Source organism: Pseudomonas sp. A-RE-19, assembly GCF_019956555.1.
Lineage (GTDB): Bacteria > Pseudomonadota > Gammaproteobacteria > Pseudomonadales > Pseudomonadaceae > Aquipseudomonas.
The window spans coordinates 33,241-48,020 of the sequence record NZ_JAHBDQ010000021.1; the positions used below are offsets into that span (position 1 = coordinate 33,241).

Genomic DNA, 14,780 nt, shown 5'->3' on the forward strand with positions numbered 1-14,780 from the left:
GTCAGTGTCTCGCTTCTATCAGAGTTTCCACTTCAGCCAGGCGCTCATGAGTCCCGACATCCACCCAATGCCCATTCAGGCGCTCGCCCGTCACTTGCCCGTCAGCCATGGCTTTGCGCAGCAGCGGCGCAAGCTTGAAGGCACCGGCGGTGCACCCGTCAAACAGACGCGGGTGCAGCACGGCAATACCACTGTAGGTCAAGGTTGATGCGTCCGGTTGACCGTCCTGCACATGGCCATCGAGCAAAGTGAAATCTCCGCTCGGGTGGTGCGCCGGGTTGTCCGCCAGCACCAAATGAGCGAGCCCGGCGATGGGCTGATGCAACACGCTGAAGTCGTAGTCGGTCCAGATGTCACCGTTGACCACCGCAAAGGCTTCGTCACCCAACAACGGCAACGCGCGGAATATTCCGCCACCGGTTTCCAGCGGTTCGCCTTCCGCCGAGTACTGAATGCTCACGCCATACCGCGAGCCATCGCCCAGATAATCTTCGATCTGCTGACCGAGCCAGGCATGGTTGATCACGATTTCGGTAAACCCCGCCGCCGCCAGGGCGCGCAGGTGATATTCGATCAGGGGCACTCCGCCGGCGCGAACCAGCGGTTTGGGCGTGGTCAGGGTCAGCGGACGCATACGCTCGCCTTTGCCCGCCGCCAGAATCATTGCCTTCATGCAGTCGCTCCGGCACGCAGACTGGCCAGCAATTCACCCAGCTCCGCCAGCTCAGGGCGACGGGCGACGACCGCCTCTATATAAGCAAAGAAGCGCGGCACATCGCCGAGGTAGCGTGGCTTGCCGTCGCGATGGCAGATACGGGCGAAGATGCCGATGACTTTCAGGTGCCGTTGCACGCCCATCAGGTCGCTGGCGCGCAGGAAGTCTTCGAAGTCTGGTTGCACCGGGATGTCGAGCGCGCCGGCTTGCTGCCAGTAATCAGCCAGCCAACCGCGCACGCGTTCTTCGGGCCAACTGAGGAACGCGTCCTTGAACAGGCAAGTCACGTCGTAGGTCACAGGGCCGTAAACCGCGTCCTGGAAATCCAGCACGCCGGGATTCGGCTCGCTGATCATCAGGTTGCGCGGCATGTAGTCGCGATGCACCAGCACTTTTGGCTGAGCCAGGGCGCTGTCGATCAGCAGGTCACTGACACGCTGCCAGAGCGCTTGCTGCGCCGAGTCGAACTCGATGCCCAACTCTCGCTTCACGTACCACTCGGGGAACAGTTCCAGCTCGCGACGCAGCAGCGCCACGTCATAACTCGGCAGAGGCGCCACCATCGGCAATTGCTGGAAAGCCAGCAGCGCTTGCAGGGCATCCTTGAACAAATCGTCGGCGTTTTCGCTGTCGATCACGTCCAGGTAAGTCTTGTTGCCCAGGTCATTGAGCAAAAGAAAACCACGCTCGAGGTCTTCGGCATAAATTTTCGGCACGTTTATTCCGGATTTCGCCAGCAGAAAAGCGATATCCACGAAGGGTTTGCAGTTTTCCTGGGGTGGCGGCGCGTCCATCACGACGAAACTTCTTCCTGCGCCTTCCCAGCGGAAATAGCGCCGAAAACTCGCGTCACTGCTGGCCGCGGTCAACGTGGCCGGGGGCACGGTGCCCCAACCTTGTTCTGCAAAGAGGATAGCCAACTGTTCATCGAGCCAAACTTTCAGGTGTTGCAAGCGTACATCTTGATCAGGCATTGCAAGGGTCTCCGACGGCGCTAGCCGTCAAGCGGGTCATGCTTTATTATCCAGCATCTTTTTCAGACCATCGAGAGGCGTGCGGCCCACACCGCGGGCAGATGGCACGCAGGAAGCCCGGACTAATAAGATGGCATTGAAATCCCCCGCGTTTCGTAAAAAATTTCCGTTGTTGGTCACCGGCAGTCTGCTGGCCCTGCAACCCCTGGCCACGTCGTTCGTGGTCGCCGCGGAACAGTATGACTGCTCAGTCTCTGCTTCGGGTGCCTGGAACTGTGCGCCAAAGACGCCGGCAGCTGCATTGCCACCACGTCCCGTCCATGACGGCAGCGCAGTTTCCGCCACTGGCGAAACCCCGTCGGAGCCTGGCTCCAGCGAAGATACCGGCGCCAAGCCCGTGCTGGTTACCGAGGCCAAGGGCCGCGGCCTGAAGTCGCGTAGTGCAGACTACAGCCACCTCGACTGGGTTCCGCGCGAGAACCTCACTGCAGCGCAATTGGCCGAAACCGGTCCTTACTGCTCTGGTTCCTATATCGAACCGATTCGTCCTGGCATGAATGACAAGACGAATAAAAGTGACGCTCCGACCTTCCTCGGCGCCAAAGCCTCTCGCTACAAGCAGGATGAGCAGGTCGCGACCCTGGCGGGTGACGTGGTCATGCGTCAAGGCAGCATGCAGGTCGAAGCTGACGAAGCGAACCTCTACCAGGCCGAGAGCCGTGGCGAACTGAGCGGCAATGTCCGTGTTCGCGACAACGGCGCACTGATCGTGGGCGACCACGCCGACGTGCAACTCGACACGGGTGAAGCCAAGGTCGACAACGCCGAATACGTGATGCACAAATCCCGTATCCGCGGTAACGCGCTGTACGCCAAACGTGCCGAGAACGCGATCATCCGCCTCAAGGATGGTACGTACACCACGTGCGAACCGAACAGCAACGCCTGGCAGCTCAAGGGCAACAACATCACCTTGAACCCGGCGACCGGTTTCGGTACCGCGACCAACGTGACGCTGCGGGTCAAGGACATTCCGGTTCTGTACACGCCGTACATCTATTTCCCGATCGACGACCGTCGCCAGTCGGGCTTCCTGCCGCCGACCATCGGCACCGGCAGCGATACCGGCTTCATGCTGGTCACTCCGTACTACTTCAACCTGGCACCGAACTACGATGCCACGTTGTACCCGCGCTACATGAGCAAGCACGGGCTGTTGATGGAAGGCGAGTTCCGCTACCTGACCAAATCCAGCGAAGGTCAGTTCGGCGCCGCGTACCTCAACGACGAAGACACCGATCGCAGTGGTCAGACCGACTACCAAAAAAATCGCTACATGTATAACTGGCAGCACAAGGGTGGTCTCGACTCGCGCGTCTTCACGCAGGTCGACTACACCAAGATCAGCGATCCGTATTACTTCCAGGATCTGCAGACCGATCAAATCGGGGTGAAAAGCGCCGATTACGTGAACCAGCAGGGTTCTGTCACCTATCGTGGCGACAGCTATACCGCTCGTGTGAATGCCCAGGCTTATCAGCTGGCAACCGTTTCGAACATTACGCCGTACGATCGTTTGCCGCAGATCACCTTCAATGGACAGCTGCCTTATCATCCGGAAGGTCTGAATTTCGATTACGAGACCGAGGTCGTGCGGTTTGACCGTGATTTGAAGAACGGCAACTTCGTGAATGAAGACGGCACTGTCGCATCGCGCCTTGATAACAACGTGACCGGCCTGGCACGTGCCAACGGCGACCGCTTGAATCTCAAACCGGCTGTCAGCCTGCCGTTGAACTGGACCTATGGCTTCCTGAAGCCTTCGCTCAAGTATCAGTACACCCAGTACCAACTGGATCTGGATGGCACCGGAAAAAGCCAGATAGCGGCCCAGGATCAAGCCGCAGCTGCAGCCGGGACTGAAAACATCAATGGTCATTTCGGCAGCAACCAGAACCGTGGCGTGCCGATCGCGAGCATCGACAGCGGCCTGTACTTCGATCGCAACACTCAATGGTTCGGCAAGAATTATCGCCAGACCCTCGAGCCGCGCCTGTTCTACCTCTATGTACCTGAGGAAGACCAGAAGGATATTCCGGTATTCGACACCGGCGAATACACCTTCAATTACGCGTCGCTGTTCCGCGACAACCGCTTCTCCGGCTCCGACCGTGTCGGCGACGAGAACAAACTGTCGCTGGGCATCACCAACCGCTGGATCGAAGACAATGGCTTCGAACGTCAACGCATCAGCGTCGGCCAGGCTTTGTATTTCAAGGACCGCGAAGTCCAGTTGCCAGGTATCGATGCGAAAACCCGCGCCGATGCTCAAGCCAACGTCTCGCCGTATGCACTGGAATACGAATACCGCTGGAACCGCGACTGGCGCACCACGGCCGACTACAACTGGGACCCGGACAGCCGCAGCCCTCGCTCGGGCAGCGCGATGTTCCACTACCAGCCTGAAGACAACCCGAACAAGATCATCAACGCCGGTTATCGCTATCGCAATGACCAGGTCCGTTATGACCAGAACACCGGTCAATGGTCGGTGGGCGGCGGTGACTATGGCACCCCGGGCCAACCTGGCTACGTGAAGGACTACTACAAGATCAAGCAGCACGACTTCTCGGTGATGTGGCCGATCGTGCCGCAATGGAACGCCATCAGCCGCTGGCAGTATGACTACAACCGCAACCGTACTCTGGAAGCCTTCGGTGGTTTCGAATACGACAACTGCTGCTGGAAATTGCGCCTGATCAACCGTTACTGGGTTTCCTATGACGAATTCAGTCAGGAAGCTCCGCAAAACGAAAAAGGCGACCACGGCGTCTTCCTACAAATCGTTCTGAAAGGTCTCGGCGGCCTCACCGGCGCCAAAGTAGAGAGCTTCCTCGACAAAGGCATCCAAGGTTATCGTGAACGTGAAGACCAAGCTTTCTGATTGTCTGCGCCCGCTCATGCTGGGCGCGCTGTTCCTGGGTACCGCGGCCAACGCCGCGGTACAGTCCATCGATAAAGTGGTGGCCATTGTCGACAACGACGTGGTCATGCAAAGCCAACTGGACCAGCGTGTTCACGAAGTTCAGCAAACCATCGCCAAACGCGGTGCTGCCGTACCGCCTACGGGCGTACTGGATCAGCAGGTGCTCGAGCGCCTGATCGTCGAAAACCTGCAATTGCAGATCGGCGAGCGTTCCGGCATTCGTATCACCGATGAAGAGCTGAACCAGGCTGTCGGCACCATTGCCCAGCGCAATAACATGTCGATTGAACAATTCCGCGCCGCCCTGGCTCACGACGGTCTGTCTTATGACGACGCCCGTGACCAGATTCGTCGCGAAATGATCATCAGCCGTGTGCGTCAGCGTCGTGTGGCCGAACGCATCCAGGTGTCCGAGCAAGAAGTGAAGAACTTCCTGGCTTCCGACCTGGGCAAAATGCAGCTGTCCCAAGAATTCCGTCTGGCCAACATCCTGATTCCTACGCCGGAAAGCGCCAACTCCGACGCGATTCAGAATGCAGCCAAGCAAGCGGACGCGGTTTACCAGCAGCTCAAGCAAGGCGCTGACTTCGGTCAGTTGGCAATCGCCAAATCCGCCAGCGAAACCGCACTGGAAGGCGGCGACATGGGCTGGCGTAAAGCCGCTCAACTGCCACCTCCGTTCGATCGCCTGCTGGGCACCATGGCCGTTGGCGATGTGACCCAGCCCATGCGCACTCCGGGGGGCTTCATCATCCTGAAGATCCTCGACAAGCGTGGCGGCGAGAGCCAGGTGCGTGATGAGGTGCATGTGCGTCACATCCTGGTCAAACCAAGCCCGATCCGCGACGAAGAAAAAACCAAAGCCCTGGCTCAATCGCTCTACTCCCGTATCGAAGCGGGCGAAGATTTCGGCGAGCTGGCAAAAAGCTTCTCGGAAGATCCGGGTTCCGCCCTCAACGGTGGCGATCTGAACTGGATCGATCCGAATGCACTGGTGCCTGAATTCCGCGAAGTGATGGCCAAGACCCCACAAGGTCAGCTGTCCAAGCCGTTCAAGACCCAATATGGCTGGCACGTTCTGGAAGTCCTTGGCCGTCGCGCCACCGACAGCACCACCCAGGCCCGTGAGCAGCAAGCGATGACCGTACTGCGTAACCGCAAATACGACGAAGAGCTGCAAACCTGGCTGCGTCAGATCCGTGACGAAGCGTACGTAGAAATCAAACTCCCTGGTGCAGACCAGGCAACGCAGTGAAACCCAAGCGTTTCGCGTTGACCCCCGGCGAACCGGCCGGCATAGGTCCTGACCTGTGCCTGCTGCTCGCCTCGCAAGCCCAGCCACACCCCCTGATTGCCATTACCAGCCGCGACCTGCTCATCGAGCGGGCCGCGCAGCTGGGCGTGGTTGTCGATCTGTTGCCGGTAGCGCCGGACAACTGGCCGGACGTTCCTGCGCCGGCCAACAGCCTGTACGTCTGGGATACGCCACTCAACGCCAAGGTCATCGCCGGGCAACTGGACAAGGCCAATGCGGCTTTCGTTCTGGAAACCCTGACCCGTGCTGGCCAGGGCTGCCTGGACGGGCACTTCGCCGGCATGATCACCGCCCCCGTACACAAGGGCGTGATCAATGAATCCGGGATCGCTTTTTCCGGGCACACGGAGTTTCTCGCTGACCTGACTCATACCGCGCAAGTGGTGATGATGCTCGCGACCCGCGGTTTGCGCGTGGCGCTGGTCACCACTCACCTGCCCCTTCGCGAGATCGCCGATGCGATCACCCCGGAGCGCCTGGAACGAGTCACGCGAATTCTGCACACCGACCTGCAAGAAAAATTCGGCATCGCCCAGCCACGCATCCTGGTTTGCGGGCTGAACCCGCATGCCGGTGAAGGCGGCCACCTGGGCCATGAAGAAATCGACATTATCGAACCCACATTAGAGCGCCTGCGCGGCGAGGGCATGGACCTTCGTGGTCCCCTGCCCGCCGACACTCTGTTTACCCCCAAATATCTGGAGCACTGCGACGCGGTGCTGGCGATGTACCACGACCAGGGCCTGCCCGTGCTGAAGTACAAAGGCTTCGGCGCGGCAGTCAACGTGACCCTCGGCTTGCCGATCATCCGCACATCGGTCGACCACGGCACTGCCCTGGACCTGGCCGGCAGCGGAAAAATCGACACCGGCAGCCTGCAAGTCGCCCTGGAAACCGCCTACCAGATGGCCGAGACCCGTTTATGACCGAGCATTACCAACACAAGGCGCGCAAACGCTTTGGCCAGAACTTCCTGCACGATGCCGGCGTTATCGACCGCATCCTGCGCTCCATTCACGCTAAACCCGAAGACCGCCTGCTGGAAATCGGTCCGGGCCAGGGTGCATTGACCCAAGGCCTGCTCAACAGCGGCGCCCAACTGGACGTGGTGGAGCTGGACAAGGACCTGATCCCGATCCTCAACCAGCAGTTCGCCGGCAAGAGCAATTTCAACCTGCATCAGGGCGACGCGCTGAAGTTCGACTTCAATAGTCTGAACGCTGCGCCGAACAGCCTGCGAGTCGTCGGCAACCTGCCGTACAACATCTCTACGCCGCTGATCTTTCACCTGTTGCACAACGCCAACCTGATTCGCGACATGCACTTCATGCTGCAAAAGGAAGTGGTCGAGCGTCTGGCGGCCGGGCCTGGCGGCGGTGACTGGGGTCGCCTGTCGATCATGGTTCAGTACCACTGCCGGGTCGAGCATCTGTTCAACGTTGGCCCGGGGGCGTTCAATCCGCCGCCGAAAGTCGATTCGGCCATCGTGCGTCTGGTGCCTCACGCGGTACTCCCGCATCCAGCCAAAGATCACAAGCTGCTGGAGCGCGTCGTGCGCGAAGCCTTCAACCAGCGCCGCAAGACCCTGCGCAACACGCTGAAACTGTTGCTGAGCAACGCCGAAATCGAAGCCGCCGGCGTCGATGGCAGCCTGCGCCCCGAGCAGCTCGACCTGGCCGCCTTCGTGCGCCTGGCCGACAAGCTCAGCGAACAAGTCCTACAAAAGCCTGCCACCGACTGACAGGCGATGAGCGCTATCGGGTAGGACGCCACTCTGGTCTACTACCCGATACTTGGCCTAGACTGAGATCCATCAGTTACGCCCCGCGTCCCGCTTCGTTTTTAAGGCCTTTTGCATGTCCGATCCTCGTTATCAGGTCGACGTCAGCGTCGTCACCCGCTATCTGGCAGAACAATCGCAACCCGAGCACAATCGCTTTGCCTTCGCCTACACCATCACCGTGCAGAACAATGGCGAGCTACCGGCCAAACTGCTTTCACGGCACTGGGTGATCACCGACGGCGACGGACATGTCGAGGAGGTTCGCGGCGCAGGCGTCGTCGGCCAGCAGCCGTTGATCGACGTGGGCAAGAGCCACACTTACAGCAGCGGCACCGTCATGACGTCCAAGGTCGGTACGATGCAGGGCACCTACCAGATGCTTGCCGATGACGGTAAACACTTCGATGCCGTCATCGCTCCGTTTCGTCTGGCAGTACCCGGAGCCCTGCACTGATGGCGACGTATGCCGTTGGCGATTTGCAAGGTTGCCTTGAGCCGCTGCAATGCCTGCTCAAGCAGGTCGCTTTCGACCCGGCCCGCGACCGCTTATGGCTGGTGGGCGATCTGGTCAACCGGGGTCCACAGTCGCTGGAAACCTTGCGCTTCCTCTATAGCATCCGCGAATCGCTGATCTGCGTACTCGGCAACCATGACCTGCACTTGCTGGCCGTCGGGCAAAACATCGAACGCCTGAAGAAGGCCGACACGCTGCGCGAGATTCTTGAAGCACCCGATTGCGGTGATCTGCTGGAGTGGGTTCGGCAACAAAAGCTCATGCATTACGACGAACAGCGCGATATCGCTCTGGTCCATGCCGGCATCCCGCCACAATGGTCGCTGCGTAAAGCCTTGAAGTGCGCCGCCGAAGTCGAAGAAGCCCTGCGTGACGACAACCGCTTCGCCCCTTACCTGGACGGCATGTACGGCAACGAACCGGTGAAATGGAACAACGACCTCAAAGGCGCGGCCCGCCTGCGAGTGATCACCAACTATTTCACCCGGATGCGTTTCTGCACCAGCGACGGCAAACTCGATCTAAAAGGCAAGGAAGGCATCGACACCGCGCCACCGGGTTATGCGCCGTGGTTTACACACAAGGAGCGCAAGGCCAGAGGCCTGAAGATCATCTTCGGCCATTGGGCAGCGCTCGAAGGCCAGTGCAACGAGCCAGGCCTGTTTGCGCTCGATACCGGTTGTGTCTGGGGCGGCGCCATGACCCTGATGAACGTCGACACCTTCGAGCAGCTGCAATGCAAATGCGACGCCCATGGCAACATTCGGCCGCCAGTCGCCACGCCCATTCCCGAACCAACGTCAGCCAGCGCCCCGCGCTAGACTGCGCTTTCAGCCGAGCCACAGGAGCCCGCCATGAGCGAATTCAAACGTATCCCCCCAGAACAGGCCCAGGCCCTGCGCGAACAAGGCGCGGTAGTGGTCGATGTCCGTGACCCGGCAACTTTTGCCGCGCTGCACATCGCCGGCTCGAAGCATCTGGACAACCATTCCCTGCACGCCTTCATCCAGGGCGCTGATCTGGACGCGCCAACCGTCGTGGTCTGCTATCACGGCAATTCCAGTCAGGGCGCGGCGGCCTATCTGATCAGTCAGGGCTTCTCCGACGTCTACAGCATGGACGGCGGTTTTGAGTTGTGGCGTACGACCTATCCTTCGGAAACGGCGCAAGGCACTTCCGAATAATTTTTTTCAAAGCGCGCAAGGCCCGGCCCCCTTGGGCTTGCGCGCTGGCAGACGAACGGTCTGCCACAACTAATTACTTATTGCGCCTTTACCTTCAAGATTCCGAACTATCCTTAAGCGCAGGCCATCCAAAACAGGGGAGAGCCGGTACACCGGCGCGCGGGTCATCGGGAGTAGCTTTCAGGGTTGATACCCTGGAGGTGTTCTGGGGGGTAAACAGCAACTGCATATTCAGTTGCTTGCCAGCATCGACTGACTGATCCGGCGTCGGCTCCACGTATCGAGCGAGGTGACGTCATGAGTATCTTTAGCCACTTCCAACAACGCTTCGAGTCCACGCGCCAGGAAGAACTCTCTCTGCAGGAGTACCTGGAGCTGTGCAAAAAGGACCGCAGCGCCTACGTTTCCGCAGCTGAGCGTCTTCTGCTGGCCATCGGTGAACCGGAGCTGCTCGACACCTCGACCAACTCGAGGCTGTCGCGAATCTTTTCCAACAAGGTGATCCGTCGCTATCCGGCCTTTGAAGACTTCCACGGGATGGAAGAATGCATCGACCAGATCGTGTCGTATTTCCGCCATGCCGCTCAGGGTCTGGAAGAAAAGAAACAGATCCTCTACCTGCTCGGCCCTGTCGGTGGCGGTAAGTCGTCGCTGGCCGAAAAGCTCAAACAACTGATCGAGAAAGTGCCCTTCTACGCAATCAAGGGCTCTCCGGTTTTCGAGTCGCCTCTGGGTCTGTTCAACGCCACTGAAGATGGCGCGATCCTCGAGGAAGACTTCGGCATCCCACGGCGCTATCTCAATACCATCATGTCGCCATGGGCCACCAAGCGCCTGGCCGAATTCGGCGGCGACATCAGCCAGTTCCGCGTGGTGAAACTCTATCCATCGATCCTCAACCAGATTGCGGTCGCGAAAACCGAGCCGGGAGATGAAAACAACCAGGACATCTCGGCACTGGTGGGCAAGGTCGATATTCGCAAACTGGAAGAATTCCCGCAGAACGACGCCGATGCCTACAGCTACTCGGGTGCGCTGTGCCGGGCCAACCAGGGCCTGATGGAGTTCGTCGAAATGTTCAAGGCACCGATCAAGGTGCTGCACCCATTGCTGACGGCCACCCAGGAAGGCAACTACAACAGTACCGAAGGTCTTGGGGCGATTCCGTTTACCGGGATTCTGCTGGCCCACTCCAACGAATCGGAGTGGCACACCTTCCGTAACAACAAGAACAACGAAGCATTCATCGACCGGATCTACATCGTCAAAGTGCCGTATTGCCTGCGCGTCAGCGACGAGGTGAAGATCTACGACAAGCTTCTGTTCAACAGCTCGCTGGCCAAGGCTCATTGCGCGCCCGACACCCTGAAGATGCTTGCGCAGTTCACCGTACTCTCGCGCCTCAAGGAGCCGGAGAACTCCAACATCTACTCCAAGATGCGCGTGTATGACGGCGAAAACCTCAAGGACACCGATCCGAAGGCCAAGTCGATCCAGGAATACCGGGACGCGGCGGGTGTCGACGAAGGCATGAATGGTCTGTCGACCCGCTTCGCCTTCAAGATTCTGTCGAAGGTCTTCAACTTCGATCCACACGAAATCGCCGCCAACCCGGTGCATCTGCTCTACGTGCTGGAACAACAGATCGAACAGGAACAGTTCCAGGCCGAGACCCGCGAACGCTATCTGCGCTTCCTGAAAGAATACCTGGCGCCGCGTTATATCGAATTCATCGGCAAGGAGATCCAGACTGCCTACCTCGAGTCTTACAGCGAGTACGGTCAGAACATCTTCGATCGCTACGTGCTGTACGCCGACTTCTGGATTCAGGATCAGGAATACCGCGATCCGGAAACCGGCGAGATCCTTAACCGCGTAGCCCTGAACGAAGAACTGGAGAAAATCGAAAAACCGGCCGGCATCAGCAATCCGAAGGATTTCCGCAACGAAATCGTCAACTTCGTACTGCGCGCCCGAGCCAACAACAACGGCAAGAACCCAACCTGGCTCAGCTACGAAAAACTGCGGGTGGTCATCGAGAAGAAAATGTTCTCCAACACCGAGGACCTGCTGCCGGTCATCAGCTTCAACGCCAAGGCCAGCAAAGAGGACCAGCAGAAGCACAACGACTTCGTCACACGGATGGTCGAGCGGGGCTACACCGACAAACAGGTACGACTGCTGTCCGAGTGGTACCTGCGGGTCAGAAAATCACAGTAACCCGCTGCCGGTCAGACCGGTTGTCGTTAGCCCGAGGCCTGTTTACGTTTTTTCTGTTACACAGGCCTCTGGAGGTGTCCGAAAATGCGGTAGCGAGGTTCAGGCAGCAACCCAAGCGCTTGGGGGAGCGTGAACACCCCAGGCTCTGGCTTAGCTGCGTTAACGCCCGCCCCTTTCAGGACAGCTTCTAAGGAGCAGTCATGAGCTATGTGATCGACCGACGTCTCAATGGCAAGAACAAGAGCACGGTAAACCGCCAGCGGTTTCTGCGGCGCTACCGTGATCACATCAAAAAGGCTGTCGAGGAGGCGGTCAGCCGGCGCTCCATTACCGACATGGAACACGGCGAGCAAATCAGTATTCCCGGCCGCGACATCGACGAGCCGGTGCTTCACCATGGCCGCGGCGGCAAGCAGACCGTCGTGCACCCGGGCAACAAGGAGTTCACCAGCGGCGAGCATATCGCCCGCCCACCCGGAGGTGGCGGCGGCAGGGGCCCCGGCAGGGCTGGCAACTCGGGTGAAGGGATGGACGAGTTCGTCTTCCAGATCACCCAGGAGGAATTCCTCGAATTCATGTTCGAGGACCTTGAACTGCCGAACCTGGTCAAGCGCAACCTGACCGGCACCGATACCTTCAAGACCGTACGCGCGGGCATCAGCAACGAGGGCAACCCGTCGCGGATCAACATTATCCGTACCCTGCGTTCGGCCCATGCCCGACGAATCGCCCTGTCCGGCAGCAGCCGGGCAAAACTGCGTGAAGCCAAAGAAGAACTGGCCCGACTTAAACGGGAAGAACCGGACAACTTCGGCGATATCCAGGATCTCGAAGCCGAAATCGAGAAACTCAGTGCGCGCATTCATCGAGTGCCATTTCTCGACACCTTCGACCTCAAGTACAACTTGCTCATCAAGCAGCCGAACCCCAGCTCCAAAGCGGTGATGTTCTGCCTGATGGACGTGTCCGGCTCCATGACCCAGGCGACCAAGGACATCGCCAAACGCTTCTTCATCCTGCTGTACCTGTTCCTCAAGCGGAACTACGACAAGATCGACGTCGTGTTCATCCGCCACCACACCAGTGCCCGTGAAGTGGATGAAGAAGAGTTTTTCTACTCCCGGGAAACCGGCGGCACCATCGTCTCCAGCGCCTTGAAGCTGATGCAGGAGATCATGGCTGAGCGCTATCCGAGCAACGAATGGAATATCTACGCTGCCCAGGCGTCCGACGGTGATAACTGGAACGACGACTCGCCGATCTGCCGCGACATTCTGATCAACCAGATCATGCCGTTCGTGCAGTACTACACTTATGTTGAGATTACCCCGCGCGAACATCAGGCTCTGTGGTTCGAGTACGAACGCATCGCCGAAGCCTTCTCTGACACTTTTGCCCAGCAACAGCTGGTCTCGGCCGGGGATATCTACCCGGTCTTCCGTGAACTCTTCCAGCGCAGGTTAGTGACATGACCGCCAAAGAGCAGAAGCGCCAACCCATTTCCACCGGCTCTGAATGGACGTTCGAGCTGATCCAGGCCTACGACCGCGAAATCAGTCGCCTTGCGGCCCGCTACGCGCTGGATACGTACCCCAACCAGATCGAAGTGATCACCGCCGAACAGATGATGGACGCCTACGCCTCTGTCGGCATGCCCTTGGGCTATCACCATTGGTCCTATGGCAAACACTTCCTCAGCACCGAAAAATCCTACAGTCGCGGCCAGATGGGACTGGCCTACGAAATCGTGATCAACTCGGACCCTTGCATCGCCTATCTGATGGAGGAAAACACCATCTGCATGCAGGCCTTGGTGGTGGCTCACGCCTGCTACGGCCATAACAGCTTCTTCAAAGGCAACTACCTGTTCCGCACCTGGACCGATGCCAGCTCGATCATCGATTACCTGGTGTTCGCCAAGCAGTACATCATGCAGTGCGAAGAACGCCACGGCATCGACGCGGTGGAAGACTTGCTCGATTCCTGCCATGCGCTGATGAATTACGGCGTCGACCGTTACAAACGCCCTTATCCGATTTCCGCCGAAGAAGAACGTCGTCGACAGAAGGATCGGGAAGAGCATTTGCAGAAGCAAATCAATGATCTGTGGCGAACCATTCCAAAAGGCGCGGACAAGTACAGCGACAAGGACAACGCGCGCTTCCCTGCCGAACCTCAGGAAAACATCCTGTACTTCATCGAAAAACACGCCCCACTGCTGGAGCCATGGCAGCGCGAAATCGTACGGATCGTGCGCAAGATCGCGCAGTATTTTTATCCACAGCGCCAGACCCAGGTGATGAACGAGGGCTGGGCCACGTTCTGGCACTACACGCTGATGAATGACCTGTACGACGAAGGCCTGGTCACCGATGGCTTCATGATGGAATTCCTGACGTCCCATACCAGCGTGGTCTTTCAACCCGGCTTCGACAGCCCCTACTACAGCGGAATCAACCCCTACACCCTGGGTTTTGCCATGTATCGCGATATCCGGCGGATATGTGAAGCACCCACCGAGGAGGACTACCGCTGGTTCCCGGAAATCGCCGGCACCGACTGGCTGTCCAGTATCAAATTCGCCATGAGCAGCTTCAAGGATGAGAGTTTCATCCTGCAGTACCTGTCACCCAAGGTGATCCGTGACCTGAAGCTATTCAGCATCCTCGATGACGATCAGAAAGATGATCTGCTGGTTCCAGCGATACACGACGAAGACGGCTATCGAACCATTCGCGAAACCCTGGCGGCGCAATACAACCTGGGCAATCGCGAACCCAACATACAGATCTACAGCATCGATCGGCGTGGCGACCGCTCCCTGACCTTGCGCCACCAGCAACACGACCGCAAACCACTGGGCGACTCGACCGAGGAAGTGCTCAAACACCTGCACCGGCTCTGGGGCTTCGACATTCACCTGGAAACCCTGCAAGGAGACCAGGTAGTGAAAACCCACCATGTTCCGCCCAGAGGCGAACATAGCGAAGGGGATTACGGTCGACTGGACCTGGCTGTCATTCATCTTTGATCCTGTTTCTGCCTCCGGAAGTTCGACGCAAAGGTTATTCTGTCGGGCTAACGGAGGT

12 protein-coding genes are annotated in these 14,780 nt (G+C 58.7%); 10 read left to right on the forward strand and 2 right to left on the reverse strand.

Annotated elements, in window-relative coordinates:
• Window position 1: 1 nt before the first annotated feature.
• Window positions 2-673, reverse strand: coding sequence for an N-acetylmuramate alpha-1-phosphate uridylyltransferase MurU (gene murU, locus KGB14_RS14725; protein WP_223487539.1), 672 nt, complete (start codon window positions 671-673; stop codon window positions 2-4).
• Window positions 670-1,689, reverse strand: a complete 1,020-nt coding sequence (locus tag KGB14_RS14730) for an aminoglycoside phosphotransferase family protein (protein ID WP_223487540.1) — start codon at window positions 1,687-1,689, stop codon at window positions 670-672. Before KGB14_RS14730 ends, murU begins: the two co-directional genes overlap by 4 nt.
• Before the next feature lie 130 nt (window positions 1,690-1,819).
• Between KGB14_RS14730 and KGB14_RS14735 the strand changes: the two genes are divergently transcribed.
• The 10 genes from KGB14_RS14735 (at window position 1,820) to KGB14_RS14780 (ending at window position 14,722) form a co-directional block, all read left to right on the forward strand.
• Window positions 1,820-4,633, forward strand: coding sequence for an LPS-assembly protein LptD (locus KGB14_RS14735; protein WP_223487541.1), 2,814 nt, complete (start codon window positions 1,820-1,822; stop codon window positions 4,631-4,633).
• A complete protein-coding gene (surA, locus tag KGB14_RS14740; RefSeq protein WP_223487542.1) occupies window positions 4,614-5,930 on the forward strand; it encodes a peptidylprolyl isomerase SurA in 1,317 nt (438 codons plus the stop codon). The genes KGB14_RS14735 and surA overlap by 20 nt, the downstream gene beginning before the upstream one ends.
• Window positions 5,927-6,916, forward strand: a complete 990-nt coding sequence (gene pdxA, locus KGB14_RS14745; RefSeq protein ID WP_223487543.1) for a 4-hydroxythreonine-4-phosphate dehydrogenase PdxA — start codon at window positions 5,927-5,929, stop codon at window positions 6,914-6,916. Before surA ends, pdxA begins: the two co-directional genes overlap by 4 nt.
• Window positions 6,913-7,731: a 16S rRNA (adenine(1518)-N(6)/adenine(1519)-N(6))-dimethyltransferase RsmA gene (rsmA, locus tag KGB14_RS14750; RefSeq protein ID WP_223487544.1), complete on the forward strand. Its 819-nt coding sequence runs from the start codon at window positions 6,913-6,915 to the stop codon at window positions 7,729-7,731. Before pdxA ends, rsmA begins: the two co-directional genes overlap by 4 nt.
• A 115-nt stretch (window positions 7,732-7,846) precedes the next feature.
• Window positions 7,847-8,227 carry a Co2+/Mg2+ efflux protein ApaG gene (gene apaG, locus KGB14_RS14755; protein ID WP_223487545.1) on the forward strand — a complete coding sequence of 127 codons (381 nt, stop codon included), beginning with the start codon at window positions 7,847-7,849 and terminating at the stop codon, window positions 8,225-8,227.
• Window positions 8,227-9,108, forward strand: coding sequence for a symmetrical bis(5'-nucleosyl)-tetraphosphatase (locus KGB14_RS14760; protein ID WP_223487546.1), 882 nt, complete (start codon window positions 8,227-8,229; stop codon window positions 9,106-9,108). The genes apaG and KGB14_RS14760 overlap by 1 nt, the downstream gene beginning before the upstream one ends.
• A gap of 33 nt (window positions 9,109-9,141) precedes the next feature.
• Window positions 9,142-9,471 (forward strand): thiosulfate sulfurtransferase GlpE, encoded by a 330-nt coding sequence (gene glpE, locus KGB14_RS14765; protein WP_030130002.1) that lies wholly within the window; start codon window positions 9,142-9,144, stop codon window positions 9,469-9,471.
• A 297-nt stretch (window positions 9,472-9,768) separates the two neighbouring features.
• A complete protein-coding gene (locus KGB14_RS14770; protein WP_007904259.1) occupies window positions 9,769-11,691 on the forward strand; it encodes a PrkA family serine protein kinase in 1,923 nt (640 codons plus the stop codon).
• Window positions 11,692-11,891: 200 nt separating this feature from the next.
• Complete coding sequence (locus KGB14_RS14775) at window positions 11,892-13,163, forward strand: YeaH/YhbH family protein (RefSeq protein ID WP_223487547.1); 1,272 nt, start codon at window positions 11,892-11,894, stop codon at window positions 13,161-13,163.
• Entirely contained in the window at window positions 13,160-14,722 is a 1,563-nt protein-coding gene (locus tag KGB14_RS14780; protein ID WP_223487548.1) for a SpoVR family protein, read from the forward strand. The genes KGB14_RS14775 and KGB14_RS14780 overlap by 4 nt, the downstream gene beginning before the upstream one ends.
• Window positions 14,723-14,780: the final 58 nt, after the last annotated feature.

What these genes read in the sequence shown, in the direction of transcription:
- KGB14_RS14735 (WP_223487541.1), top strand. Translation starts at nt 1,820, where the DNA reads ATGGCATTGAAATCCCCCGCGTTTCGTAAAAAATTTCCGTTGTTGGTC.
- KGB14_RS14770 (WP_007904259.1), top strand. Translation starts at nt 9,769, where the DNA reads ATGAGTATCTTTAGCCACTTCCAACAACGCTTCGAGTCCACGCGCCAG.
- glpE (WP_030130002.1), top strand. Translation starts at nt 9,142, where the DNA reads ATGAGCGAATTCAAACGTATCCCCCCAGAACAGGCCCAGGCCCTGCGC.
- KGB14_RS14730 (WP_223487540.1), bottom strand. Translation starts at nt 1,689, where the DNA reads ATGCCTGATCAAGATGTACGCTTGCAACACCTGAAAGTTTGGCTCGAT.
- rsmA (WP_223487544.1), top strand. Translation starts at nt 6,913, where the DNA reads ATGACCGAGCATTACCAACACAAGGCGCGCAAACGCTTTGGCCAGAAC.
- KGB14_RS14780 (WP_223487548.1), top strand. Translation starts at nt 13,160, where the DNA reads ATGACCGCCAAAGAGCAGAAGCGCCAACCCATTTCCACCGGCTCTGAA.
- murU (WP_223487539.1), bottom strand. Translation starts at nt 673, where the DNA reads ATGAAGGCAATGATTCTGGCGGCGGGCAAAGGCGAGCGTATGCGTCCG.
- KGB14_RS14760 (WP_223487546.1), top strand. Translation starts at nt 8,227, where the DNA reads ATGGCGACGTATGCCGTTGGCGATTTGCAAGGTTGCCTTGAGCCGCTG.
- KGB14_RS14775 (WP_223487547.1), top strand. Translation starts at nt 11,892, where the DNA reads ATGAGCTATGTGATCGACCGACGTCTCAATGGCAAGAACAAGAGCACG.
- apaG (WP_223487545.1), top strand. Translation starts at nt 7,847, where the DNA reads ATGTCCGATCCTCGTTATCAGGTCGACGTCAGCGTCGTCACCCGCTAT.